The 23,698-nt window shown below is 70.8% G+C and carries 17 protein-coding genes; 7 read left to right on the forward strand and 10 right to left on the reverse strand.

Annotated elements, in window-relative coordinates:
* Both VMS22_02405 and VMS22_02410 read right to left on the reverse strand, forming a co-directional pair.
* Window positions 1-825 (reverse strand): SDR family NAD(P)-dependent oxidoreductase, encoded by an 825-nt coding sequence (locus tag VMS22_02405; GenBank protein ID HXJ32864.1) that lies wholly within the window; start codon window positions 823-825, stop codon window positions 1-3.
* A gap of 45 nt (window positions 826-870) precedes the next feature.
* Window positions 871-1,503: a glutathione S-transferase N-terminal domain-containing protein gene (locus VMS22_02410; protein ID HXJ32865.1), complete on the reverse strand. Its 633-nt coding sequence runs from the start codon at window positions 1,501-1,503 to the stop codon at window positions 871-873.
* 125 nt (window positions 1,504-1,628) lie between these two features.
* Between VMS22_02410 and VMS22_02415 the strand changes: the two genes are divergently transcribed.
* A complete protein-coding gene (locus tag VMS22_02415; GenBank protein HXJ32866.1) occupies window positions 1,629-3,203 on the forward strand; it encodes a hypothetical protein in 1,575 nt (524 codons plus the stop codon).
* Here VMS22_02415 and VMS22_02420 read toward each other — a convergent pair.
* Complete coding sequence (locus tag VMS22_02420; GenBank protein HXJ32867.1) at window positions 3,170-4,291, reverse strand: acyltransferase; 1,122 nt, start codon at window positions 4,289-4,291, stop codon at window positions 3,170-3,172. The genes VMS22_02415 and VMS22_02420 overlap by 34 nt on opposite strands.
* Before the next feature lie 125 nt (window positions 4,292-4,416).
* On the opposite strand from VMS22_02420, the gene VMS22_02425 reads away from it, so the two are divergent.
* A complete protein-coding gene (locus tag VMS22_02425) occupies window positions 4,417-6,195 on the forward strand; it encodes an acyl-CoA dehydrogenase family protein (protein ID HXJ32868.1) in 1,779 nt (592 codons plus the stop codon).
* Here the strand turns inward: VMS22_02425 and VMS22_02430 are convergent.
* From VMS22_02430 to VMS22_02440, 3 genes are all read right to left on the reverse strand, one after another.
* Complete coding sequence (locus VMS22_02430) at window positions 6,101-6,880, reverse strand: lytic transglycosylase domain-containing protein (GenBank protein HXJ32869.1); 780 nt, start codon at window positions 6,878-6,880, stop codon at window positions 6,101-6,103. The genes VMS22_02425 and VMS22_02430 overlap by 95 nt on opposite strands.
* Before the next feature lie 234 nt (window positions 6,881-7,114).
* Window positions 7,115-7,957, reverse strand: coding sequence for a DUF6595 domain-containing protein (locus tag VMS22_02435; GenBank protein HXJ32870.1), 843 nt, complete (start codon window positions 7,955-7,957; stop codon window positions 7,115-7,117).
* An 85-nt stretch (window positions 7,958-8,042) separates the two neighbouring features.
* The gene (locus VMS22_02440; GenBank protein HXJ32871.1) at window positions 8,043-9,830 is read right to left on the reverse strand and encodes a hypothetical protein; all 1,788 of its coding nucleotides are present in this window, start codon (window positions 9,828-9,830) and stop codon (window positions 8,043-8,045) included.
* A gap of 97 nt (window positions 9,831-9,927) precedes the next feature.
* On the opposite strand from VMS22_02440, the gene VMS22_02445 reads away from it, so the two are divergent.
* From VMS22_02445 to VMS22_02455, 3 genes are all read left to right on the forward strand, one after another.
* Window positions 9,928-11,403 carry an alpha/beta hydrolase domain-containing protein gene (locus VMS22_02445; protein ID HXJ32872.1) on the forward strand — a complete coding sequence of 492 codons (1,476 nt, stop codon included), beginning with the start codon at window positions 9,928-9,930 and terminating at the stop codon, window positions 11,401-11,403.
* 133 nt (window positions 11,404-11,536) lie between these two features.
* Window positions 11,537-12,007, forward strand: coding sequence for a hypothetical protein (locus tag VMS22_02450; GenBank protein HXJ32873.1), 471 nt, complete (start codon window positions 11,537-11,539; stop codon window positions 12,005-12,007).
* 97 nt (window positions 12,008-12,104) lie between these two features.
* A complete protein-coding gene (locus VMS22_02455; protein ID HXJ32874.1) occupies window positions 12,105-13,517 on the forward strand; it encodes an ammonium transporter in 1,413 nt (470 codons plus the stop codon).
* 21 nt (window positions 13,518-13,538) lie between these two features.
* Here the strand turns inward: VMS22_02455 and VMS22_02460 are convergent, their stop codons facing one another.
* Both VMS22_02460 and VMS22_02465 read right to left on the reverse strand, forming a co-directional pair.
* Complete coding sequence (locus tag VMS22_02460) at window positions 13,539-14,801, reverse strand: MFS transporter (GenBank protein HXJ32875.1); 1,263 nt, start codon at window positions 14,799-14,801, stop codon at window positions 13,539-13,541.
* Between the two features lie 7 nt (window positions 14,802-14,808).
* Entirely contained in the window at window positions 14,809-15,624 is an 816-nt protein-coding gene (locus tag VMS22_02465; protein ID HXJ32876.1) for a phytanoyl-CoA dioxygenase family protein, read from the reverse strand.
* A 305-nt stretch (window positions 15,625-15,929) separates the two neighbouring features.
* Between VMS22_02465 and VMS22_02470 the strand changes: the two genes are divergently transcribed.
* Together VMS22_02470 and VMS22_02475 are read left to right on the forward strand one after the other, a co-directional pair.
* Window positions 15,930-17,090 carry a hypothetical protein gene (locus VMS22_02470; GenBank protein HXJ32877.1) on the forward strand — a complete coding sequence of 387 codons (1,161 nt, stop codon included), beginning with the start codon at window positions 15,930-15,932 and terminating at the stop codon, window positions 17,088-17,090.
* A gap of 8 nt (window positions 17,091-17,098) precedes the next feature.
* Complete coding sequence (locus tag VMS22_02475; GenBank protein ID HXJ32878.1) at window positions 17,099-17,671, forward strand: hypothetical protein; 573 nt, start codon at window positions 17,099-17,101, stop codon at window positions 17,669-17,671.
* 46 nt (window positions 17,672-17,717) lie between these two features.
* Here VMS22_02475 and VMS22_02480 read toward each other — a convergent pair whose 3' ends face one another.
* Window positions 17,718-19,160 (reverse strand): glutamate synthase subunit beta, encoded by a 1,443-nt coding sequence (locus tag VMS22_02480; protein HXJ32879.1) that lies wholly within the window; start codon window positions 19,158-19,160, stop codon window positions 17,718-17,720.
* Window positions 19,161-19,174: 14 nt separating this feature from the next.
* The gene (gene gltB, locus VMS22_02485; protein HXJ32880.1) at window positions 19,175-23,698 is read right to left on the reverse strand and encodes a glutamate synthase large subunit; all 4,524 of its coding nucleotides are present in this window, start codon (window positions 23,696-23,698) and stop codon (window positions 19,175-19,177) included.

Raw genomic sequence — 23,698 nt, forward strand, 5'->3', positions numbered from 1 at the left:
TCACGCGCCGCGACCGGCGAGCCGTCCGCGCAACGCGAGCAGCCGCGGCGTGAGCCCGTGGAACGCGCCGGGGACGAGGCGCTTCAGCCGCCACATCCAGCGCCCGTCGCCGTGCGGCAGGATGTAGAGGCGGTTGCGCGCGACGCCCTCGAGGGCGATCCGCGCGACGTCGTCGGCCTGCAGCTTCGCCCTGGACATGAGGCCGCGCACGAGGTCCAGGAGCTCGGGGTCGCCGCTCAGGCGCGCCGCGTCGGCGATGCGGGTCTGGAAGAACGTGGGGCACAGCACGCTCACGCCGATGCCCTCGCCGGCGAGCTCGGCGTGCAGCGTCTCGGAGAGCGCCACCACGCCCGCTTTCGTGACGTTGTACGGGCTCATGCTGGGCGCGGCGAGGAGTCCGGCCGCCGATGCGACGTTCAGGATGTGGCCGCGTCCCTGACGGCGCAGGCGCGGCGTGAAGACGTGGCAGCCGTAGATCGGCCCCCAGAGGTTGATGCCGACCGTCCACTCCCAGTCGCCGATCGGGATCTCGCCGAGACGCCCGCCGACCGCGACGCCGGCGTTGTTGACGACGAGATCGACCCCGCCCAGCAGGCGGTCGGTCTCCGCCGCGAGCCGCTCGACGTCGGCGAGCCGCGCGACGTCGCAGCGGACGGCGTGGATCTCGGCGCCGCCGAGCGCGGTCGCGGTCGCGCGGGCCGCGTCGAGGTCGACGTCGCTCGCGACGACGCGGCCGCCGCGGCGCACGATCTCGCGACAGAGCGCGCGCCCGAGCCCGCCGCCGGCGCCCGTCACGACGGCGCGCGGATTCGCTGCGAGCCCCATGGCGAGGGCCGTCTAGGATTTTCGCGCCGGGGCTGTCAACGCGCGCTACGCGGCCGGAACGGCCATGCCGCGCTGGACCGCCGGGCGGGCGGCCACGCGATCGAGCCAGCGCTGCACGTTGCCGAGCTGCGTGATCTTCTCCGGCATCATGTTCGCGAACGGCTGCCAGGCCGCGACGATCCAGGGATACGTCGCGATGTCGGCGATCGAGTACTCGCCCGCGAGATGGTCGCGTCCTTCGAGCGCCGTCTGCAGCACGTCGATGATGCGGACCGACTCGCCGACGAAGCGCTGGATCGCGTAGGGAATCTTCTCGGGCGCCTGGTTCACGAAATGGCCGACCTGGCCGATCATCGGTCCCACCTGGCTCATCTGGAACATGAGCCACTGCATGGTCGCGGCGTGCGCCCGGACCTCGGTCGGCAGGAAGCGCTTCGTCTTCTCGGCGAGGTACACGAGGATGGCCCCGGACTCGAAGATCGTGAGCGGACCGCCCGGCGCGTCGTGGTCGACGATGGCGGGGATCTTGCCGTTCGGGTTGAGCGCCAGGAACTCGGGGCGCTGCTGCTCGAGCGCGCCCAGGTTCACCGGGACGACCTTGTAGGGCAGTCCCGTCTCCTCGAGCATGATCGAGATCTTGCGGCCGTTGGGCGTGGTCCAGGTGTAGAGATCGATCATCGCGCGTACCCTCCGCCTGCGAACCTACGAGACGCGCAGGCTCACGCAACGGGGGCGCTTGACCGCCCGGGTCGGCTCCCGGCATTGGCGGACGCCATGGTACGCCTCGCGCGCGCGGGCCGGTCGTGAAGGATCGCCCGCCCTGGCACCTCTGGCTCGCGCCGGTGATCGTCGCCGCGCTGCGCGCCCTGCCGTTCCTCGCCACCCGCGTGACGGCGCCCGAGCCGGGCTTCAGCATCGCACCGATCGGCTACAACCCGAAGGACTGGCTCGCGTACGTGGCGCTCATCCGCGAGGCGGCGGCCACCGGCCACGTCGCGCTCGCGAATCCGTTCACCACCATGCCGCAGGACGGGCGCTACGTGCTCCTGTTCCAGGACGCGCTCGGCCTGGTCGTGCGCTGGACGGGGCTCGATCCGTTCGTGGTGCTCGAGCTGTCACGCATTCCGCTGCTCGCGCTCATGTTCGCGGCGCTCTGGCGAGTGACGGGCGTCGTGCTCGCCGATCGGCGCCAGCGCGTCCTCGCGTGCTGGCTGGTCGCGCTCTCGGGCGGCTTCGAAGCGGTCGTCTACGCCGCCTTTGCGGCCATCCCGGCGCAGATCCAGACTTTCGTGAACCAGGACCTCTGGCACCTCCAGGGCTGGAACACGTTCGCCGCGACCTACAACCCGCTCTGGGTCGCGGCGCTCGCGCTCACCTTCTGGACGCTCGTGCCGCTCCTGCGGTCGGCAGGGCCCGCGGGCACGCGCGACGTCGTGACGCTCGCGGCCGGGTTCACCGCGCTCTTCTGGACCCATCCGTACTCCGCCATCGTCGTGCTCGCCGTCGCCGCGACGCGTCCGGTCCTCGGCTGGATGCTCGACGTCCCCGGCGGGCTGGCCGGGGCGGGACGGATCGCGCTCGCGCTCGCTCCCGTCCTGGTGGCGAACGGTGCGGTCGCGGCGTGGCAGAGCGCCGACGCCGTCTACAGCGCGACCTCGGGCAATGCGCTGGGTCCGCAGGCGTTGTCGCCGTTCTGGTACCCGGTGACGCTCGGCGCGGTCGGCTTCTTCGCGGCGCGGGGGTGGTCGCAGATGGTGACCGACCATCATCCGGCGCGGCTGGCGCTCGGGGCGTGGACGCTCGCGATCGTGTTCCTGCACAGCTCGAGCGTGCTGAACGGATACCACTTCGTCTTCCAGCTCTATCCACCCGTGTGCCTCGCCGCGGCGCCTGCGCTGCTGCGCACGGCAGACCGCCAGCGCGCGCTGCCCTGGGGCGCCGTCCGCGTCCTCGCGCTGGCCGTTCTCCTCTTCCAGTCCGCGATCACGCTCACCTCGAGGTGCGTCGGCGCGATCGCGACCCACCGGGTTCGCACCGACGGCATGCAGGCGATCGCGCTCCTGCACGACCGCCCGCTCGGCAACGTGCTGGCGCCCCCGGACCTCGCGAACTACGTTCCGGCGTACACGCCCCATCGCGTGTACGTGGGGCACTGGTTCATGACGCCCGGATACGCCGAGAAGACGCGGCAGGCGATCGCGGCGCTCTCGGGTCAGCTCTCGCCCGACGCCCTCGCGGCGCTCGTCGACGCCGAGCGGATCCGCTACCTGGTGACGACGGCCACGATCGCGCCGTCGCTCGCTCAGCAGCTCGGCGGGCGGGTCGAGGCGACGCTTCCCGCGGGTCAGTACGCGGTCGTCGCGCTCCGCGGCGGCTGACGCTCGGGCGCCCAGCGGGACTTCAAGCGCAGGATCGGCGCCTCGAAGAAGAACCACGACGCCGACGCCACCGCGAAGAGCGCCGCCTGCTGGGCGACGAACGAGCCGATCACCCGCCGGCCGCCGGGGAGGAGGAGCACGAGGCGGCTGTGATCGACCGCGCTGTAGACGATCGGGTGCCAGAGGTAGAGGCCGTAGCTGATCCGCCCGACGTAGCGCAGGACGCGACCGCGCAGCACGCGCGCGAGCGGCGCATCGCGCGATCCTCCCTCGAGCGCCAGCGCGAGGAGCCCCGCGAAGCCGAGCGCGACCACGCTGTAGACGAGGACGTCGCCCTTCACGAGGCGTGCCCCGGGCCACTCCATCGGGAGCGCCGCCACCAGCGCCGCGACGCCGCACGCGACGAGCCCCCAGCGCCGGAGCGCCGCGAACGAGAATCCGTCCTGCCGCACCCACCACGCGACGAGGGCGCCGAAGGCGAGGCCGTCCAGCCGGCACCAGGTCGTCATGTAGACGGGCGCGGTGAGGCCCGTCGCGAGGAACGTGATCCAGCGTGCGATCGGGCTCGCGACGATGATGCCACCGAGCACCCGGCCGAGGGCCGCCACCGGCACGGTACGCACGAGCAGCGGCCACACGAGATAGAACTGCTCCTCGATCGCGAGCGACCACGTGACGATCAGCGGATCGAAGAAGAGCTCGCGGATCACGAAGTTCTGCACGAAGAGCGCGTGGTAGGGCCAGTAGCCGCGCCGGGCGGGATCGAGCGTCAGCCACACGCTCCAGTGGGGAATCGCCACGTAGGCGATCGCGAGGATCGTGTAGTAGAGCGGCCAGATGCGCAGGATGCGCCGGATGTAGAACGCGCGGAAGTAGCGCGGGTCCTCGCGGGTGTCGAGCAGGATGCCCGTGATGAGGAATCCCGAGAGCACGAAGAAGAGGTCGACGCCCATCCAGCCGTGGAGCGTCAACGATTGGATGGTCCGGCCGAACCCGCCGCACGAGTGCATGGCGAGCACGAGCAGGATCGCGATCGCGCGGAGGCCATCCAGCTCCGCGATGTGCTTCGGAAGAGGGGCGCGCCCCATCGGGGCTGCCTGCTCGCACGAACCGGGGGCCGGTGTCGAGGCGCGCGCGTTGACCCTGCACGGACCACGCGCTACGGCACGAGCACGCCCGCGGTATCGGCACGAGGCGGGCGGGGAGGAGAGGCATGGCGGTCGCACCAGGCGCGAGCTGGCTCGTCGCTCCGGTCGGGACACACCCGCAGTTCACGGGCGCCGACTTCACCGACACCGACCTGCTCTACGCGAAGACGGCCGAGGACTTCGTGCGCGGCGAGGTGCTCCCGCAGCTCGACGAGATCGAGGCGAAGAAGGAAGGCCTCATGCCCGCGCTGCTCAAGCGCGCCGGCGAGCTCGGCCTCCTCATGGTGGACATCCCCGAGGCCTACGGCGGCCTCGGCCTGCACAAGACCACCTCGATGCTCGTGTCCGAGCGCGGCGCGCTCTGCGCGTCGTTCAGCGTCTCGTGGGGCGCGCACACCGGCATCGGTACGCTGCCGATCGTGTACTACGGCAGCGAGGCGCAGAAGCAGCACTACCTGCCGAAGCTCGCGACGGGTGAGTGGCTCGCCGCCTACGCTCTCACCGAGCCGGGATCGGGCAGCGACGCGCTCGCGGCCAAGACGCGCGCCGATCGGGGCGCCGACGGCTCCTATCGCCTGAGCGGAACGAAGCAGTTCATCACCAACGCCGGATTTGCCGACGTCTTCACGGTCTTCGCGAAGGTCGACGGCGAGCACTTCACCGCCTTCATCATCGAGCGCTCGGCGTCCGGGGTCTCGACCGGGCCGGAGGAGAAGAAGCTCGGCATCCGTGGCTCGTCGACGCGCCAGCTCATCCTGGAGGACGTGCGCGTCCCGGCGGACGCCGTCCTCGGCGAAATCGGCCAGGGCCACAAGATCGCGTTCAACATCCTCAACATCGGGCGCTTCAAGCTCGGTGCCGGGTCGGTCGGCGCCGCCAAGGAGTGTCTCCAGGTGGCGCTCGAGTACGCCCGCGATCGCAAGCAGTTCGGCCGCCCGATCGCGAGCTTCGGCATGATCCAACGCAAGCTCGCCGACATGGCGACGCGCATCTACGTCGCCGACAGCATGAGCTACCGGACGGCCGGCCTGATGGACGCCGCCGCCGACGCGATCGACCCGGGCGCGCCCGACGCCGTGAAGCGGCTCGTGAAGGAGTCGATCGAGGAGTTCACGATCGAGGCGTCGATCCTGAAGGTGTTCGGCACCGAGACGCTGGATGCCGTCGCCGATGAATCGCTGCAGGTGCTGGGCGGCTACGGCTTCACCGCCGAGTATCCGGTCGAGCGCCACTACCGCGACTCGCGCATCAACCGGATCTTCGAGGGGACGAACGAGATCAACCGGCTCATCATTCCGGCGACGCTGGTGAAGCGGATCGGGCAGGGTGGCATCGCGTACTTCGACTTCCTGAAACAGGTGGAGCGCGAGATCGCCGACCGCGCCGCATGGCCGCCGGCCGTCACCGGGCCACTCGAGCGCGAGCACCGCGCCGCGGAGGTCGCCAAGCGCGTGGTCGCCTACACGACGCGCGTGCTGGTCGAGAAGGATCTGGCGTCGCTCAAGGAGAAGCAGCAGCACCTCGAGATCCTCGCCAACATGATCATCGACGTCTACGCGATCGACAGCGTCGTCAACCGCACCCGGCTGCTCTCGGGGCACGGCTCGTCCGACGACGACGCGCTCCGGCTCGCCATGACCAAGGTCTTCGTCGCCTCGGCGAACGAGCGTGTGATCGACGGCGCCCGCCGGCTGCTCGCCAACGAGTTCGAGGGGGAGGAGCTGGGCAAGCACCTCCGCCTCGAAGCCATCATCCCGCGCATCCCGATGCGCACGATCGCGGTGAAGACGCGGCTCGCCGAAGCGCTGGTGGCACGGGGGTTGGGCCCGGTGTTCCTGCGTTGAGGACGGGCACGTCGGCACCGCAAGACGCCGGGGCGGCCACGATGCGGACCAGCGCGAGCACCTTGGCGACGTACTCGCGCGAGCGCCGCGGGAGGCCCCCGCGCTCGGTCAGCTCCCAGAGCGTCGCGCCGGGACGCCGGGCGAGCGCGCGATCGACGCGCCCCTCGCCCGCGTTGTAGGCCGCGATCGCGAGCGGCCAGTCGTCGTAGCGCTCGTGGAGGAAGACGAGGTAGCGCGCCGCCGCTTGCGTCGAGCGCTCGAGGTGCATCCGCTCGTCGCGTCCCCGCGTCACCTCGAGCCCGAAGCGACGCGCCGTCGCGGGCCGGAGCTGCCAGATGCCGAGCTCGCCGTGGCTGCCCCGTGCGTCGGCGTGGAAGCGGCTCTCGACCGCGGGCACGGCGATCAGGGCGCGCGGCAGGCCGTGCGCGGTGAGCACGGCCTCCAGGCGCGGGAGCTGCGCGCGGCTCCGCGTGAGCCCGTATGCCGCCGCCGCCCGCTTCGCCGATTTGCCGCACAGCCGGCGCGTCCACTCGAGCGTCCGCGGATTGGCGAGCGCGCTCGCGGGCATCCCGGTGCCGAACGTGTCGTCGTTGCGCGCCGCCGGTGGCGCCGGGACGGGCACCTCGCGGAAGAGCCCGCAGCCCGTCACCGCGACGAGCGCGCCGACTACCCACCACCGCGCCATGCCGGCAGGTGGAGCAAGATTCCCGCCGCCTCCGCGGCGCCTGCCGTGCCGGGTGCAGGTTCACGCCCGATTTGCCACGCCCGGCGGTGGCGGTGCGCCATGCGCCGCGGCGCGGTCGGGTGCGTCGGCCGTGTCGGAGCGCGTGCGCCGTGCAGCGCCGGCGCCACCCGGGTGGCGCCGGGTGTGCGATCCTGCGCACCAAGAGTGCGCGCGCAGGGCGGCGAGGACGGGGCTTCAGCTCTTCGGCGCGAGCGTGGCGAGCGTGGCGCGCAGCTCGGCGACGAGCGTGCCGACGCTGCCCGCGCAGCTCTCGCTGGTGCGGCCGAGCGAGGCCGTGCGCGTCGCGCGCTTCAGCACCGCGGCGAGCTTCTTGTCGGCCCGCTTCAGCAGGCGCTTCACCTGCGCGGGCTTGGTCTTCGTGCGCGCGGTCTGGACGAGCGTCTGGACCTTCCCGAGCCCGAGGCGGAGCGCGTTGTCGAGCGTCGGATCCATGGTGTCGCCGGCGCACGGCGGGTCGGCGAGGGCCTTCGCGACCTGGCAGTCGGCGTGATCGAAGCCGTCCAGGTTCGCGCAGCCGTCGTCGGCGAGCGTCGTCGTGGTGGTCGTCGACGAGCCGTCCGGCAGCGTCGACGTGGTCGTGGTGGTCGTGGTCGCGGGCGCCACGACGCGGATGTCGGCGCACGAGTAGTAGCCGCCGCCGCCATTGCGCTGGAAGAGCTGGAGCACGCACGGGTCGCACCCGACGGCCGGCATCTGCACGGTCACCATGTGCGAGGCGCCGTTCGACTGCGCCGCGATGTTGTCCATGAGGACGTTTCCGAAGGTCGTGTTGTCGCTCGACAGGGCGAGCCGGAAGGTGCCGTGGCTCTGAACCTCGCTGAAGCTCACCTGGACCATCTGGCCCGTCGTGTACGTCTGGACCGGCATCCCGACGTTGGGGCCCGCGCCGCACGGCGCCGTCGTGCTGATGGTCTGCGACCGCGGCGACGGCGTGACCAGGAGCGAATGCGCGCCCGCGGCGAGCGGACGCAGAGCCAACGACGCGAGGACCACCCAGCCAGCGACAACCTGCCTCATGTTGCCAGGGTGTGGGGCCGCCGAGCGAGTCACAAACATCGTACGGTGCCATGGCATCCACCACAGCGTGCCGACGCGTGCGTGATCAGCCGCCGCTCGCCGCGAGGGTCGGGTCGAGCACGAAGCCGGACCCGAGGTCGCCCGCACGGCGCAGGCGGAGGGCCGGGTTCGGGAATGGCGTGCAGGGCAGGGGTGCGTCCCAGCACGACTGCGCGACCTCGGGCACGTTGACGACGAGGCCCGACGCGAGAGTGACCGGATGCACGCGCGGGGCCGCGGCTTCCTCGAAGTCGTGCAGGTCGCGCCACAGCGGGCGCCCGTGCGCGACCGGCAGCCACGCGAGCGCGAGGGCGCCCACCGCGGCGAGCGCGCAGAACGCTCGTCCCAGGTCGTGGCGGCGGCCGCGCGCGACCAGCACCACGGCCTCGGCGGCGAGGATCCAGATCGACGCGCCGACGTAGCGCGCGAGCCGCCCTGCGATGAAGCAGTACAGCGCGGAGACGATCGGCGGGACGACGATCAGCGCGGAGAGGTACGGAGCAGGTCGCACGCTGCGACGAGCGGTCGCCAACCGCACGACCAGGGCGACGGCGAGCGCCACTGCTGCGATCGTCGCCGGCACGACGACGTCGCGCTCGCGCCAACCGAAACGCTCGAGCACGACCAGGAACCACGCCGGCTGCCGGAACGGCGCCGACCAGGGCACCTCGAACATGTAGGGCCCGAGCACCTCGGCCGCGGCGGCCGGCGGGAGCCGCCAGGGGACGTCGACGCCGCCGACGAGGCTCGGGAACGCCGGATATCCCGTGAGGACGACGCCGCGGATCGTCCACGGCACGAGACCCAGGAGCGCGATCCCGAAACCCGCCGCGACGACCCGCGCGACGGCGCGCAGCGGCGGGCGATCGTGCACGAGCGCGAACAGAACGCCGACCACGACGCTCGCCACCGCGAGGCCCGCGAAGCTGAGCTTCACCGTGATCCCGGCCGCCGCGAGGGCGACGAGCGCGAGGAGCCGCCCGGCACTCGTGGCGCCGCGTGCCCACGCCGCGCCGGCGCCGGCCGACGGCGATCGCGTGAGCAGCGCCACCACCTCGCCCGAGAGCACGATACCGAGACCGAAGACCGCCGCGTCCGGGGACGGACTGGTGAGATTGATGCCCAGCGCGAGGTCGGCGACGGCCGGGATCAGCAATGCGTAGAAGAGATCCACGGGCGCGACGTCCCGCCGTCCCAGGACGCGGGCGGCGCCGAGCAGCGCGCGCCCGAAGAGGATCAGCACGAGGATGCCGTTCGCAACGTGGTGCGAGCGATGCGCGAGCGGGCCCCACTCGAGCATGGCGGTGTAGAGGAACGACGACTGGTTGTCGCCGAGCGCGAAGAAGAGGTTTCCGAGCCCGGGAACGATCGGACGCTCGACGAGCCAGCGGATGGTCGGGACGTGGTAGAGCCCGCTGTCGCCGTGCTGCGGACCGCCCTGGGCGAGGTTCGAGAGCCACCACGTGACGGCGAGACCCAGGGCGACGGCGGCGACGGCTCGGAGCGGCCGGCGTGCGAGGTCGCGCAGCGGGCGCCGGGCGCATGCCGCGAATCCGGCGACGCCGAGCGCGGCGACGACGAGGGGCGCACGGGGTTGGACCGGCGCGGCGAGCTGCCACAGCTCCAGGACGAAGACCGCGGCGGCCCAGCCGAGCCAGAAGGCGAGCAGCAGGCGATCGGCGCCCTCGTCCGGCACGCGGAGGATCCGTGCCACGGCGAGGCCCATACCACCGAAGACGACTGCCAGGACCATCCAGGCGGCGGCGATCACGATCTGTGCGGCGCTGACGATCGCTCCCCCGTTCGGGGGGCTCGCAAGCCCGGCCATCGCCACGGGAGGCGTGTAGCGGGGGACGCCCCGACTTACCATCGACGGACCTTTGCGATACGCCCGGGACGGGATATCGATTTCCCCCCGAGGGAGGACCGACATGTCCGTTCGTTCGAGGCGGCGTCTCGTCGCCGTAGTGGCACCCGTCTGCGCGCTGTTGCTCGCCCGTGCGGCGTCGGCCCAGGTGCCGACGCCGACCGTCGAGGGTCCGATCACGTCGCCGGGAGCGATCTTTCTGCAGGCGACGAGCTTCGATCCGGCGCAGGTCGGCTACGTGCAGGAGGAGTACTTCATCTCGGGGACTGCGAGCGCCTTCACGAACGTCGGCCCGCTCGGGCTCGACGGCAAGTGGACCGTGACGCCCGGTGCGACCGCGCCGTACAAGACGCGTGTCGTCGTCTTCCGCCCGATCGACCGCAAGAAGTTCAACGGCACCGTAATCGTCGAGTGGCTCAACGTGAGCGGCGGCGTCGATGCCTCGCCCGACTGGACGCAAGGGCACACGGCGCTCATCCGGGACGGATTCGCCTGGGTCGGCGTGTCGGCGCAATACGTGGGCGTCGAGGGCGGCCCGGGTCTCGTCAACGTGATCAGCCTTCCCCTCAAGACGGCGAACCCGGCGCGCTACGGGACGCTGAGCCATCCCGGCGACAGCTTCTCGTACGACATCTTTTCCCAGGCGGGATCGCTGGCGCGCCCCGCCGCGAACCAGCGGATTCTCGGCGATCTCAAGGTGAAGCGCGTGATCGCCGCGGGGGAGTCGCAGTCGGCTTTTCGGATGGTGAACTACATCGATGCGATCCATCCGATCGCCCACCTCTTCGATGGCTACTTCGTCCACAGCCGCTTCGCCTTCGGTGCACCTCTCTCCGAAGCGCCCCAGCCGGCGATCAACCCGCCGGGCGCCGCGCAGATCCGGAGCGATCTCGACGTTCCGGTGCTCACGCTCGAGACGGAGAGCGACCTCACCTTCCCCGTCGTCGGCTATTTCGCGGCGCGGCAGGAGGACAGCGAGGGATTCCGACTCTGGGAGGTCGCGGGCACGTCGCACGCCGACTGGTACCTGACCAACGGAACGGCCGACATTGGCAAGACGCCGGATTTCGCCGGCATCGGGCTCACGTCGTCCCCGGTGCCAGGGATCGTCGACTGCCCTTCAGCGATCAACTCCGGCCCGCAGCACTTCGTCGTGAGCGCCGCGATGGTCGCCCTCGATCGCTGGGTGCGGACGGGCAAGCCGCCGAAGTCGGCGCCGCGCCTCGAGGTTGCCGCCGGTCCGCCGCCGGCGATCACGAGGGACGCGAACGGCAACGCGCTCGGCGGCATTCGCACGCCACAGGTCGACGTGCCGATCGCGGCGTTCACGGGCAACCAGGGTGGATCGCTCCTCTGCCAGCTCTTCGGTACGACCACGCCCTTCGACGACGCGAAGCTGGCCGCGCTGTATCCGACCCACAAGGCGTTCATCGCCGCGTACAACAAGGCGATCAAACGGTCGGCCAAGAACGGGTGGATCCTCAAGCCCGATGCGAAGCTCATGAAGAAGTGGGCGGCCGGGTCGGGCATCGGCGGCTGAGCACGTTGCCTCGATCGGGGGCACGGCTGCCTTCGATCGCGGCAGTAGTTGGAGCACGACCCCCGGTAGCTCGATAGTTGGAGGCGGCATACGCCTTGCTCGGTAGGGGTGCGGCCCTTCGCGTGGCCGCCGCATGGAACGCCGAGCCGATACCCGCTGCTCCCTCGCCTCGATCGCCCTGGCGATCGGCGTCACGCTCGCCGCGGCGGGTCCCGCGGGCGCCGTCGGCTACGCGTCGTTCCTCCGCCGCGAGGTCGGGATGCGCGCGGCCGAGGCGATCCCCGCGCCGTCGCGGCGCCGGAGCGCCGCACCGCGGTCCACGCACCAGCGCGGCGACGAGAACTCGCGGGCCACGAATCCCGGTCACGGTCCGATGGGCGGCAACGCCCTCCTCGCCCAGCAGCACGACGGGCGAAGCCGGCGGCGGATGTCCGACTCGCGTCTCACGTCCGACCCGCGCCGGTCGCGTCCCTACCGCGCCGGGCGGATGCCGGAGACGGCGGGCGAGCGGCTCGTCGCTGGCTCGGGCGCCGTCTTCCACGACGCGCACGCACCGCCGGCCCTCGCGACCTTCGGGTCCGACGCCGCCGGCCACCGCGCCTAGACGCTCCATCGAGCGGTCTCGCCGGCCCACCCGTGCCGAACGCGCTCGCGCGCTCGGTCGCTCGGCGACACCCCTTCTCGACAGAGGAGATCCCTCGATGACGTCCACGCTCCCATTGCTCTCGAACCGCGTCCGGCTGGCAGCCGCCGCGGGACTCACGCTGCTCTCCATCGCCATCGCGCACGCCGAAGAGGCGGCCGCGCCGGTCATCGACTCGGGCGACACCGCCTGGGTCCTCACCGCCTCGGCGCTCGTCCTCATGATGACGCTGCCGGGCCTCGCGCTCTTCTACGGCGGGCTCGTGCGCGCCAAGAACGTCTTGAACGTCCTCATGCAGTGCGTGCTCTCCGCCGGCATCGTCGGGGTGCTGTGGATCCTGGTCGGCTACAGCCTCGCCTTCGGCACCGGCAACGCGTGGATCGGCGACTTCTCGAAGCTCGGCCTCTCGGGCGTCACGCTCGAGTCGGTGACGGCGAACTTCGCGTCGCCGCCGCGCAACATCCCCGAGTACGTGTTCATCATGTTCCAGGCGATGTTCGCGATCATCACGCCCGCGCTCATCCTGGGTGCCATTGCCGAGCGCATGCGGTTCGACGTCTGGTGCGCGTTCATCGCCGTCTGGTTCCTCGTCGTCTACTGCCCGATCGCGCACATGGTCTGGGCGTCCGAGGGGTGGATCTTCAAGGCGAGCGCGATCGATTTCGCCGGTGGGCTGGTCGTCCACATGTCGAGCGGCTTCTCGGCGATCGTCGCCGCCGTCATGCTCGGCAAGCGCCGGGGGCTCGGGCGCGACCCGATGGCGCCGCACAGCTTGCCCCTGTGCCTCGTCGGCGCCGGGCTCCTGTGGACCGGCTGGTTCGGCTTCAACGCCGGCAGCGCGCTCAGCGCGAGCCCGCTCGCGGCGCTGGCGTTCCTCAACACGAGCACCGCGGCGTCCATGGCCGTGGTCACCTGGGCGGTGATCGAATGGGCCCACCGCGGCAAGCCGACCGCGCTCGGCGGCGCCACGGCGGCGGTCGCCGGCCTGGTCGCGATCACGCCTGCGTGCGGCAACGTGGCCCCGGCGGGCGCGCTCGCGATCGGCGTCGGCGTGTCCGTCATCTCGTACGCCGCGTGCACGTTCTTGAAGCCGGCCTTCGGCTACGACGACTCCCTCGACGTCTTCGGCGTGCGCGCGCTCGGCGGCGCCTGGGGCGCCCTCGCCTCGGGCATCTTCGCCGTGACGCTCGGGTCGGGGATCGAGAGCAATGCGCAGCAGATCGTGGTGCAGCTGAAGGGCATCGTCTTCGTCGCGCTCTTCGCGCCGCTCGCGACGGCCGTCATCCTCGGCGTCCTGCAGGTCGCGTTCGGATCGCTGCGGGTCTCCGACGAGGCCGAGATGGAAGGTCTCGACCTCTCCGAGCACAGCGAGAGCGCGTACGGCCTTTCTTCGGGCAGTGTGGTGGGCCTCGAGCCCATCGGCGAGGCGCACGCGATGACCATGGTCGCGCACGAGAAGCGACCCGCGTAAGCGAGTCGCCACCCCCTTCGCTCACGCCGGGGCGGACGCTTCCGCGAAGCGTCCGTCCTCCTTCGGCGTGAGCTCGCGACGCAGTCGCAACGCCACGAGCGACGCCCCGAGCGGACCCAGGACGAGCGACGCGACCCACACGCCCGCCCAGCCGCCGCCGGCGCCGAGGAGGAGCCCCGTGAGCGTCGAGCCGATCGCAGCCCCTGCGCCCCAGCTCATGCTCGCGGTCGCGTTGTAGCGCCCGCGGATGTGCTCGGGCGCGATGTCGTTGACGAAGCTCGGCGCGACGGGCGACCAGGCCGTCTCGCCGATGCCGAAGACGGTGGTCGCGAGGACCAGCAGCACGACGGCCGCCGGCGTCCCGGGCACGAGGCCGGCCGAGCCGAAGAGCGCCCAGGCCGCCGCCCAGGTGACGCCGACCAGGGCGAACATGCGCGTCCGGGAGCGACCCTCGATGAGCCGCAGGACGACGAGCTGCCCGACGACGATGGTCAGCGTGTTGGCCGCGAACTCCCACGCGACGACGCGCACGTCGTGTCCGGCGTACTGCGTCGTCCACGCCGCGAGCCCGATCTCCACCTGCCCGTAGCCGAAGGTCATGAGGACGAGGCTCATCAAGAGGAAGAGGCGCGCCTTGCGGTCGCGCAGGACGTCGGCGAACGAGCCCTCGCGCCCGGCGTGCTCGGCGGCCACGTCGACGGCGCGCAAGCGTCCCGCGTGGCGCAGCACCACGAGGAACGCCCCCGCGAACAGAAAGGGCGCCATCCCCGAGATGCGATAGAGCCGTTCGAAGGTCTCCGGCCGCTCGCGATCGGCGACGTATCCGGCAACGAGGCCGCCGAGACCGATGCCGAGGTTCAACAACATGAACTGCAGCGCGAAGACGCGCTGCCGTCGCTCCTCGGGCACGAGGCGCGCCACGGTGGTGCCGAGCGCGGGAAAGATCACGGCGCGTACGACCGGCAGGAGGCCGGCCACGAGGAAGGCCTGCCAGACCTGGGTCACGTCGGCCCAGAGCGCGATGCCGATGCCTTCGAGGCCGAGACCGGCGGCCGCCGACACCACTGGCCCGACGCGATCGATGATGCGACCTGCGAGCGGGGCGGCGAGGAGCCCGGCGATCGCGCTCGAGGCGATGATGAAGCCCGCGGTCTCGGTGGCGAAGCCGCGGACGTCGTGGAGGTAGACGACCAGGAGCGGCAGCACGAGCCCCGTTCCGATCGCGGCGACGAAGTTGCCGGCCAGCACCCACACGACCGCCGTCCGATGACGGCCGGGCGGCATCGCCGCGTCAGCCAACGGGCTCGCCGCTTCGCAGGACCTGGAACTGCCGATCCGGCGCGTTCGCGGGCTCGCTCGTGCCGTCGTCGCGGACGATGCGCGCACCGTCGGGCGCGAACTGCACGATGTACGCCTTGCGGACGTGCGGCGTTAGATTCGGCCCGGTCGTGTGCGGCGTCAGCGACGAGAAGACGACGATGCTGCCGGCGCGCGCCGGTACGGGCGTCGCGCCGGGCGGGTCGTGGAGGCACTCCCAGCCGAGGTCGGTCATCCAGTGCCGCAGCGTCCCGCCGCGGTGCAGGCCGGGCGCGACCCAGGGACAGCCGTTCTCGACCGTCGCGTCGGTGAGCGCAATCCAGCAGGTGAGATACTGCTGCGGCTCGACGTACGTGTAGCCGTTGTCCTGGTGCCACGGGAAGCGCCGTGACTTCTCGGGCTTCTTGTAGACCGCCTGGTCCCAGTAGAGGCGCACGTCGGGGCCCACGAGGTCGTGCGCGAGGTCCCGGAAGACGGGCCCCGCGCAGAAGGCGCGCAGGAGCGCCGAGTGCACGACGAGGTGGACGCTGAACGTGATCGCCTCGGCGTCCGCGATGAAGAGCCGTCCGTCGGGACGGCCGCGCAGGAACTCCGTCACGCGGGCCTCGAACGGGTCGATCTCCGCCACGACGGCGGCGAGCGTCGCCGCGTCGAACGCGTCCTCGAGCACGAAGAACCCGTCCTCGTCCCAGGCGCGCGCCTGCGCGGCCGTCACGCGTCGATACGGCCCGCCACGCGATCGCCAGGTGAACCGGGTGTTCAGCGCGTGACGCTCGGGCGGCGTGCCCATGGGGTCCGCTCCCAGCTACAGCTCGGGGCTCGACGGCGCGTCGCCGCACGCAAGGACGCCGCGCACCGTCGACTCATGGGCCATCGGGCGACGCTACGGCGGCGACGGGCAGGGGTCAACCGCGCGAAGAACGAGGCGATCCGGCCCGATCCGGTCGCCTCCCGGGGCTCCGATCCGCTCGCACCGGCGCCGTCGGCCGTGCCGCGACGCAATTCGTGCCGGACGCCGGCACGTCGTGCCGTCGATCGTAACGCCTCAGGAAGTGTCCGTCCCTTTGGCGGCGACGGAGCGAATGGGAGGTGCCGATGACCTTCTTCGATTCCAGGGTCCGACGTCGCGTCGGGAATACGGCGGTCCTCGGCCTCGTCTGCGCGCTTTCCCTCGACGTCGCCGGCGCGGCGTCGACGCCGCACGGGCCGTGTGCGGCCGCCAAGCTGAAGGCGGCCGCCAAGAAAACGGCGGCGAAGCTCAAGTGCTATTCGGGTGCCATCAAGCGCGCCCGCGCGGTCGACCTCGGCTGCCTGCTCGAGGCCGAGCAGAAGTTCGGGGCCGCCGTCGCGAAGGCCGAGGCGAAGGGCGGGTGCATCGCGACCGGCGACGCGGACGCTGTCGAGGGCGACGTCGACGTCGGCGTCGGAACGGTCGTGGCCGACGAGCCCGGCGGCCCGGGCGGCGACTGGGTGGCGTTGGTCGGACGCGCCTGGTCGATGCCGGCGGGGAGGGAAGCTTACCGATGCCGGCGCATCCGGATCGGATCGGACATGTACATCAGGGCCTTCCGCCCGGTGTCGCCGCCCGGCGTGTTTGCGATGTTCGTCACCGTATCGCCGTCCACGTCCTCGCCGCTCGGCGACTACGACTGCAATGCAGGGTCGCTCGATCAACGGCTCATCTACGCGTCGGGCATAGGAACGGGCGACTTCGAGTTCCCGCTCGACGTCGGCGTGCAGCTCCACGCCGGCGACTACGTGAACCTGAACCTGTTCCTCGCCAACGCCGACCCCGATCCAGCCGACGGGATCGCGGGCGTCCTCGCGCGCACGGGATCGGCAGCGACCGTGCACCAGGACGCGACGATGCTGCTCGCCGGGACGTTCAACATCGGCATTCCCAGTGACGGCCAGCCGCATACGGCCGGCGGAGGGTGCGTCTGGGAACACGAGAGCCAGCTCGTCGGGGTCTGGCCGCATCTGCATTCCCGCGGCACGCACGTGGAGATGACGATCACGCATGGCGCGTCACCGACCACCGTGCTCGACCAGCCGTACGTGCTCGACCAGCAACCCATCATCCCGACGTCGTTCGCGCTCCATACGAGCGACTCCGTTCAGACGACGTGCACGTACGTCAACGACACCGGACACACCATCTTCTTCGGGGAGTCCTCTGGGGCGGAGCAGTGCTTCGTCGGGATGTACGTGTGGCCTTCGGACGGCCTCTCGATGTTCGACTGCGCATCAAACTGAGGGACGCCATGACGAGAGCACTTCGCGTAGCAGGCCCGGTCCTCTTCGTTCTCCTCGCGACACGTGCGGCCATCCCGGCCACGCCCGCCGACACGTGCGCGGCCGCCAAGCTCACAGCCGCCGGCAAGAAGGTCGTCGCCAAGCTCGCCTGCTGGGGCAAGGCCGTCAAGAGCGGCCTCGTGGCCGACGACGCCTGTCTCGCGAAAGCCGAGCAGAAGTTCACGACGGCGTTCGCTGCGGCCGAGGCGAAGGGCGGCTGCCGCACGATCGGCGACGCGACGCAGGTCGAAGGTCACGTCGACGACCTGGTCGCCATGCTCGTCGCCGACGAGCCCGGGGATTGCGGCGAGACCGGCGATGCGTGCGACCCGGCGGCGTGCTGTCCCGAGCTCGTGTGCGACACGTCGGCGGGGCCGCCGACCTGTCAGACCTCGACCACGACGACGACGGTCACCACGACGACCCTGGTGCCCTGCGCGCTCTCTCTATCGTGCGGAGGAAGCTGTCCGTCCGGCCTGCACTGCATCGCCCAGGGGGCGTTTCCGCCGTTCACCTGCACTTGCGCTCCCGATCCCAAGTAGCCGCGAGGGCCGGTGCTACGGACACGAGGTCGTAGCGCGTTCGCGGCTACAGCTCGGGGCTCGACGGCAGCGACGTCTCGCCCATGAGGTACGCGTCGACGCCGCGCGCGCATTCGCGCCCTTCCCAGATCGCCCACACGACGAGCGACTGGCCGCGGCGCGCGTCGCCGCAGGCGAACACGCCCGGCACCGTCGACTGGTAGTCGGGGCCCGCCTTCACGTTGCCGCGCTCGGTCAGCTCGCAGCCGAGCTGCGCGATCGCCGTGTCGGTCTCGGGGCCGAGGAAGCCCAGGGCCAGCAGCACGAGCTCGCACGGCAGCTCGAACTCGCTGCCGGGAATCTCCTTCATGACCGGACGGCCGTTCTCCTGCGCCCAGTCGAGCCGCACGCCGCGCAGCGCCCGCACGCGGCCCTGCGCATCGGCGAGGAAGGCCTTGGTGTTGATGCTGAAGTCGCGCATCACGCCTTCCTCGTGCGAGCTCGAGGTGCGCAGGATCATCGGCCAGTTGGGCCACACGTGGGGCGGGCGGTCCTTCGGCGGCTCGGGCAGGAGCTCGAACTGGTGCACCGAGACGGCGCCGTGGCGGTTCGAGGTGCCGAGGCAGTCCGAGCCGGTGTCGCCGCCGCCGAGGATGACGACGCGCTTGCCGGTCGCCAGGATCTGCCCGGTGATCTCGTCGCCCGCGACGACCTTGTTCTGCTGCGGCAGGAACTCCATCGCGAAGTGGATGCCCGCGAGCTCGCGGCCGGGCACGGGCAGGTCGCGGGGCTTGGTGGCGCCCCCCGAGAGCACGACGGCGTCGAACTGGCGCCGGAGCTCGTCGGCCGCGACCGTCACGCCGACGTGCACGCCGGTGCGGAAGGTCACCCCCTCGGCCGCCATCTGCTCCATGCGGCGGTCGATCAGGTGCTTCTCCATCTTGAAGTCCGGGATGCCGTAGCGGAGCAGCCCGCCGATGCGGCTCTCGCGCTCGAAGAGCGTGACGTCGTGTCCCGCGCGCGCGAGCTGCTGCGCGCAGGCCATTCCGGCCGGGCCCGATCCGACGACGGCGACCTTCTTCCCGGTCTTCCGCTCGGGGAGCTGCGGCGTCACCCAGCCCTCCTTGAAGGCGTAGTCGATGATGCTCTTCTCGATCAGCTTGATCGTGACCGGGTCGTTGTTGATGTTGAGGACACACGCCTCCTCGCAGGGCGCGGGGCAGATACGCCCGGTGAACTCGGGGAAGTTGTTCGTCGAGTGCAGGCGATCGATCGCGTCCTTCCAGCGGTTGCGGTACACGAGATCGTTCCAGTCCGGGATGATGTTCCCGAGCGGGCAACCCTTGTGGCAGAACGGAATGCCGCAATCCATGCAGCGCGCGCCCTGGATGCGCAGCTCCTCCTCGGGCATCTTCTGCTCGAACTCGTGCCAGTGCTTGAGCCGCTGCGGCACCGCCTCCTTGTGCGGCGTCTCGCGCTCGTACTCGAGAAAGCCCGTGATCTTACCCATGGAGCCTTGCCATCCTAGATCGCGGCGACGCGCGCCGCATCGGTGTCGAGGTGCTGCCGTGCGAGCACGGCCTTGTAGTCGGTCGGCATGACCTTCACGAACCGCGTGCGCACGCGGTCCCACTCGCCCAGGATGCGCGCCGCGACGGCGGACCCGGTGAGCGCGCCGTGGCGCTCCACCAGCTCCCGCAGCGTCCGCTCGTCCTGCGCGGTCAGCGGGTCGAGCCCGACCATGCCCTTGTTGCAGTGGCCTTCGAAGGTGCCGTCCTCGTCGAGGACGTAGGCGACGCCGCCCGACATGCCGGCCGCGAAGTTGCGCCCGGTCTTGCCGAGCACGACGACCGTGCCCTTCGTCATGTACTCGCAGCCGTGGTCGCCGACGCCCTCGACGACGGCCGTCGCGCCGCTGTTGCGGACGCAGAAGCGCTCGCCCGCCTGGCCGCGCAGGAAGACCTCGCCGCCCGTCGCGCCGTACAGCGACACGTTGCCGACGATGATGTTGTCCTCGGCGACGAAGCTCGCCCGCTTGGGCGGGTACACGACGACGCGCCCGGCCGAGATGCCCTTCGCGAAGTAGTCGTTCGCGTCGCCTTCGAGCTCGACCGCGATGCCCGGCGCGAGCCAGGCGCAGAAGCTCTGGCCGGCCGAGCCCGTGAACTTCAGCCGGATGGTGTCGGGCGGCAGGCCCTCGGCGCCGTGGCGGCGCGAGACCTCCGCCGACAGCATCGTGCAGGCCGTTCGGTTTCGGTTCGTGATCGGCAGGTCCAGTGTCACCTTCTCGCGTCGCTCGAGCGCCGGCGCCGCCCTGGCGATGAGCGTGCGATCGAGCGCCTTCTCCAGGCCGTGGTCCTGCGTCGTGACGCACCGGATCGCGACCTCGGGCGGCACGTCCGGCTTGTGGAGGATCGCGGAGAGGTCGACGCCCCGCGCCTTCCAGTGCTCGGAGACGTCGCGCACGTCGAGCGCGTCGACGCGGCCGACCATGTCCGCGACGGTGCGGAACCCGAGCTCGGCCATCACCTCGCGCAGCTCCTCGGCGAGGAACATCATGTAGTTGACGACGTGCTCGGGCTTGCCTTCGAACTTCTTGCGCAGCCGCGGGTCCTGCGTCGCGATGCCCACGGGGCAGGTGTTGAGATGGCAGACGCGCATCATGATGCAGCCCGTCGCGACGAGGGCCGACGACGCGAAGCCGTACTCCTCGGCGCCGAGCAGCGCCGCGATCGCGACGTCGCGCCCGGTCTTCAGCTGGCCGTCGGTCTCGACCCGGATGCGGCCGCGGAGGTCGTTGGCCACCAGGATCTGCTGCGTCTCGGCGAGGCCGAGCTCCCACGGGATGCCGGCGTGCTTGATCGAGGTCAGCGGTGACGCGCCCGTGCCGCCGGAGTCGCCGCTGATCAGGACGACGTCGGCCTTCGCCTTCGACACGCCGGCCGCGACCGTCCCGACGCCGACCTCGGCCACCAGCTTCACGCTGATGCGCGCGCGGTCGTTCGAGTTCTTGAGGTCGTGGATGAGCTGCGCGAGGTCCTCGATCGAGTAGATGTCGTGGTGCGGCGGCGGCGAGATCAGGCCGACGCCGGGCGTCGAGTAGCGGATCCTGGCGATGTACTCGTCGACCTTGTGGCCGGGGAGCTGGCCGCCCTCGCCGGGCTTCGCACCCTGCGCCATCTTGATCTGCAGCTCGTCGGCGTTGACGAGGTAGTAGCTGGTGACGCCGAACCGTCCCGACGCCACCTGCTTGATGGCGCTACGGCGCAAGTCGCCGTTCGGATCGCGCTGGTAGCGGACGGAGTCCTCGCCGCCTTCGCCGGTGTTCGACTTGCCGCCGATCCGGTTCATGGCGATGGCGAGGTTCTCGTGCGCCTCGCGCGAGATCGAGCCGAGCGACATGGCGCCCGTCTTGAAGCGCTTGACGATCTCGGACGCCGGCTCGACGTCGTCGATGGGGATCGGCGTGCCCGGCTTGAAGCGCAGGAGCCCGCGAATGGTGCACAGGCGCCGGCTCTCGTCGTTCGCCGTCGCCGTGTACTCCTTGAAGAGGCGGTAGTCGCCCTTGCGCACCGCGTGCTGGAGCTTCGCCACGGTGTTGGGATTGTACATGTGGTGCTCGCCGCGGCGGCGCCACTGGTACTGGCCGCCGACGTCGAGCTCGCCGTCGAGCGCGGGCGAGACCTGGAACGCGTAGTCGTGGCGGCGCTGGGCCTCCTCGGCGATGACGTCGAGGCCGATGCCCTCGATGCGCGACGCGGTCCAGGTGAAGTAGCGGTCGATCACCCGGCGGGAGAGACCGATCGCCTCGAAGATCTGCGCGCCACGGTAGCTGTGCAGCGTCGAGATCCCCATCTTGGTCATGACCTTCAGGACGCCCTTGTCGATCGCCTTGCGATAGTTCTTGAGCGCCGTCTCCTGGTCGACGTCGCGGATGACGCCTTCCATCTCCATGTCGCGCAGGGTCTCGTAGGCGAGATACGGGTTCACCGCGCCCGCGCCGTAGGCGAGGAGCAGGCTGAAGTGCTGCACCTCGCGCGGCTCGCCCGACTCGAGCACGATGCCGACGCGCATGCGCGTGCCTTCGCGGATGAGATGGTGGTGCACGGCGCCGACGGCCAGCAGCGACGGGATCGGCACCTTGCGCTCGGAGACGCCGCGATCGGAGAGGACGAGGATCGTGTAGCCCTGTGTCACGGCGTCGGAGGCGCGCTCGCACAGCTCGTCGAGGGCGGCCCCGAGCCCCTCGCCGCCGAGCTTCGCGGGAAACAGGATCGGCAGGGTGATGGCGCGCAGCGATCCCTCGTCGAGCGCCTTCACCTGCGCCAGCTGCTCGTCGCTGAGGATGGGGCTCTTCAGCTGGAGCTGCGCCGCGTGCTCGGGCGTCTCCTCGAAGAGGTTCTGCTGCGGCCCGATCGTCGTCTGCACCGACATGACGAGCTCCTCGCGGATCGGGTCGATCGGCGGGTTCGTCACCTGCGCGAAGAGCTGCTTGAAGTAGTTGAACAGGAGCTGCGGGCGGTCCGACAGGACGGCGAGCGGTGTGTCGGTACCCATGGAGCCCACCGCCTCCTGGCCGTTCAGGGCCATCGGCGTCATGAGGATGCGCAGATCCTCGATCGTGTAGCCGAACGCCTGCTGGCGGGTGAGGAGCGTGTCGGGCGAATGGGCCGGCGCGAGGACCTCGGCCTCGGGCAGGTCGTCCAGGTGCTTCAGGTTGAGGTCGAGCCACTGGCGGTACGGCTTGCGTACCGCCATGGACTCCTTGATCTCCTCGTCGCCGACGATCCGTCCCTGCTCGGTGTCGACCAGGAACATGCGACCGGGCTGCAGGCGATCCTTGTGCTCGACGTTCTCGGGCGCGATGTCGAGCACGCCGACCTCGGACGCCATCACGACGAAGCCGTCCTTGGTGACGACGTAGCGCGACGGCCGCAGGCCGTTGCGGTCGAGGACCGCACCCACGACCCGACCGTCGGTGAAGGCGATCGAGGCCGGGCCGTCCCACGGCTCCATCAGGCACGCGTGGTACTCGTAGAACGCGCGCTTGCTCGGGCCCATGCTCTCGTGGCCCTGCCACGCCTCGGGGATCATCATCATGACCGCGTGCGGCAGCGAGCGCCCGGTGTGGACGAGGAGCTCGAGCGCGTTGTCGAAGTTTCCCGAGTCGCTGGTCGCGGGATCGCAGATCGGGAAGAGCTTCATGACGTCGTCGAAGTCGGGGGAGGCGAACATCGCCTGGCGCGCGTGCATCCAGTTGACGTTGCCGCGCAGCGTGTTGATCTCACCGTTGTGCGCGATGAACCGGTAGGGATGCGCGCGGTCCCACGACGGGAACGTGTTGGTCGAGAAGCGCTGGTGGACGAGCGCGATCGCCGACACGAACAGGGGATCGACCAGGTCGTGGTAGAAGGCCGGGATCTGCTCGGGGAGCAGCAGGCCCTTGTAGACGATCGTGCGCGCCGAGAGGCTCGGCATGTAGAACCGCTCCGATTCCGGCATGGTCGAGGTGCGCACGAGGTTCTCGACCCGCTTGCGGATGACGTACAGCTTGCGCTCGAGGGCCGTGGGGCCCTTGGTGTGGCGGCCGGCGCCGACGAACACCTGGCGAATGACGGGCATGGCCTTCTGCGCGACCGGACCCGGCTTCGTCTCGTCGATCGGGACGTGCCGCCAGCCGAGGACCTTCTGGCCCTCCTCGCGCACGACCTTCTCGATGATGCGTTCGCACTCGTTGCGCTGGTGCACCTCGGCGGGGAGGAAGACCATCCCGACGCCGTAATCGCCGGGCGCCGGCAGGTCGATGCGAAGCGACTTCGCCTCGCGCCGCAGGAACGCGTCGGGCATCTGCATGAGGATGCCCGCGCCGTCGCCGGTCAACGGGTCGCAGCCGCACGCCCCACGGTGCGTCAGGTTCTGGAGAACCGTCAGCCCCTTCTGCACGATGTCGTGCGACCGCTCGCCCTTCACGTTGACGACGAATCCCACCCCGCATGCGTCGTGCTCGATCCGCGGGTCCCTCAGCCACTGTGTGCTTCGTTGCGCCAT

The organism is Candidatus Eisenbacteria bacterium (assembly GCA_035577985.1).
Lineage (GTDB): Bacteria > Desulfobacterota > Binatia > DP-6 > DP-6 > DATJZY01.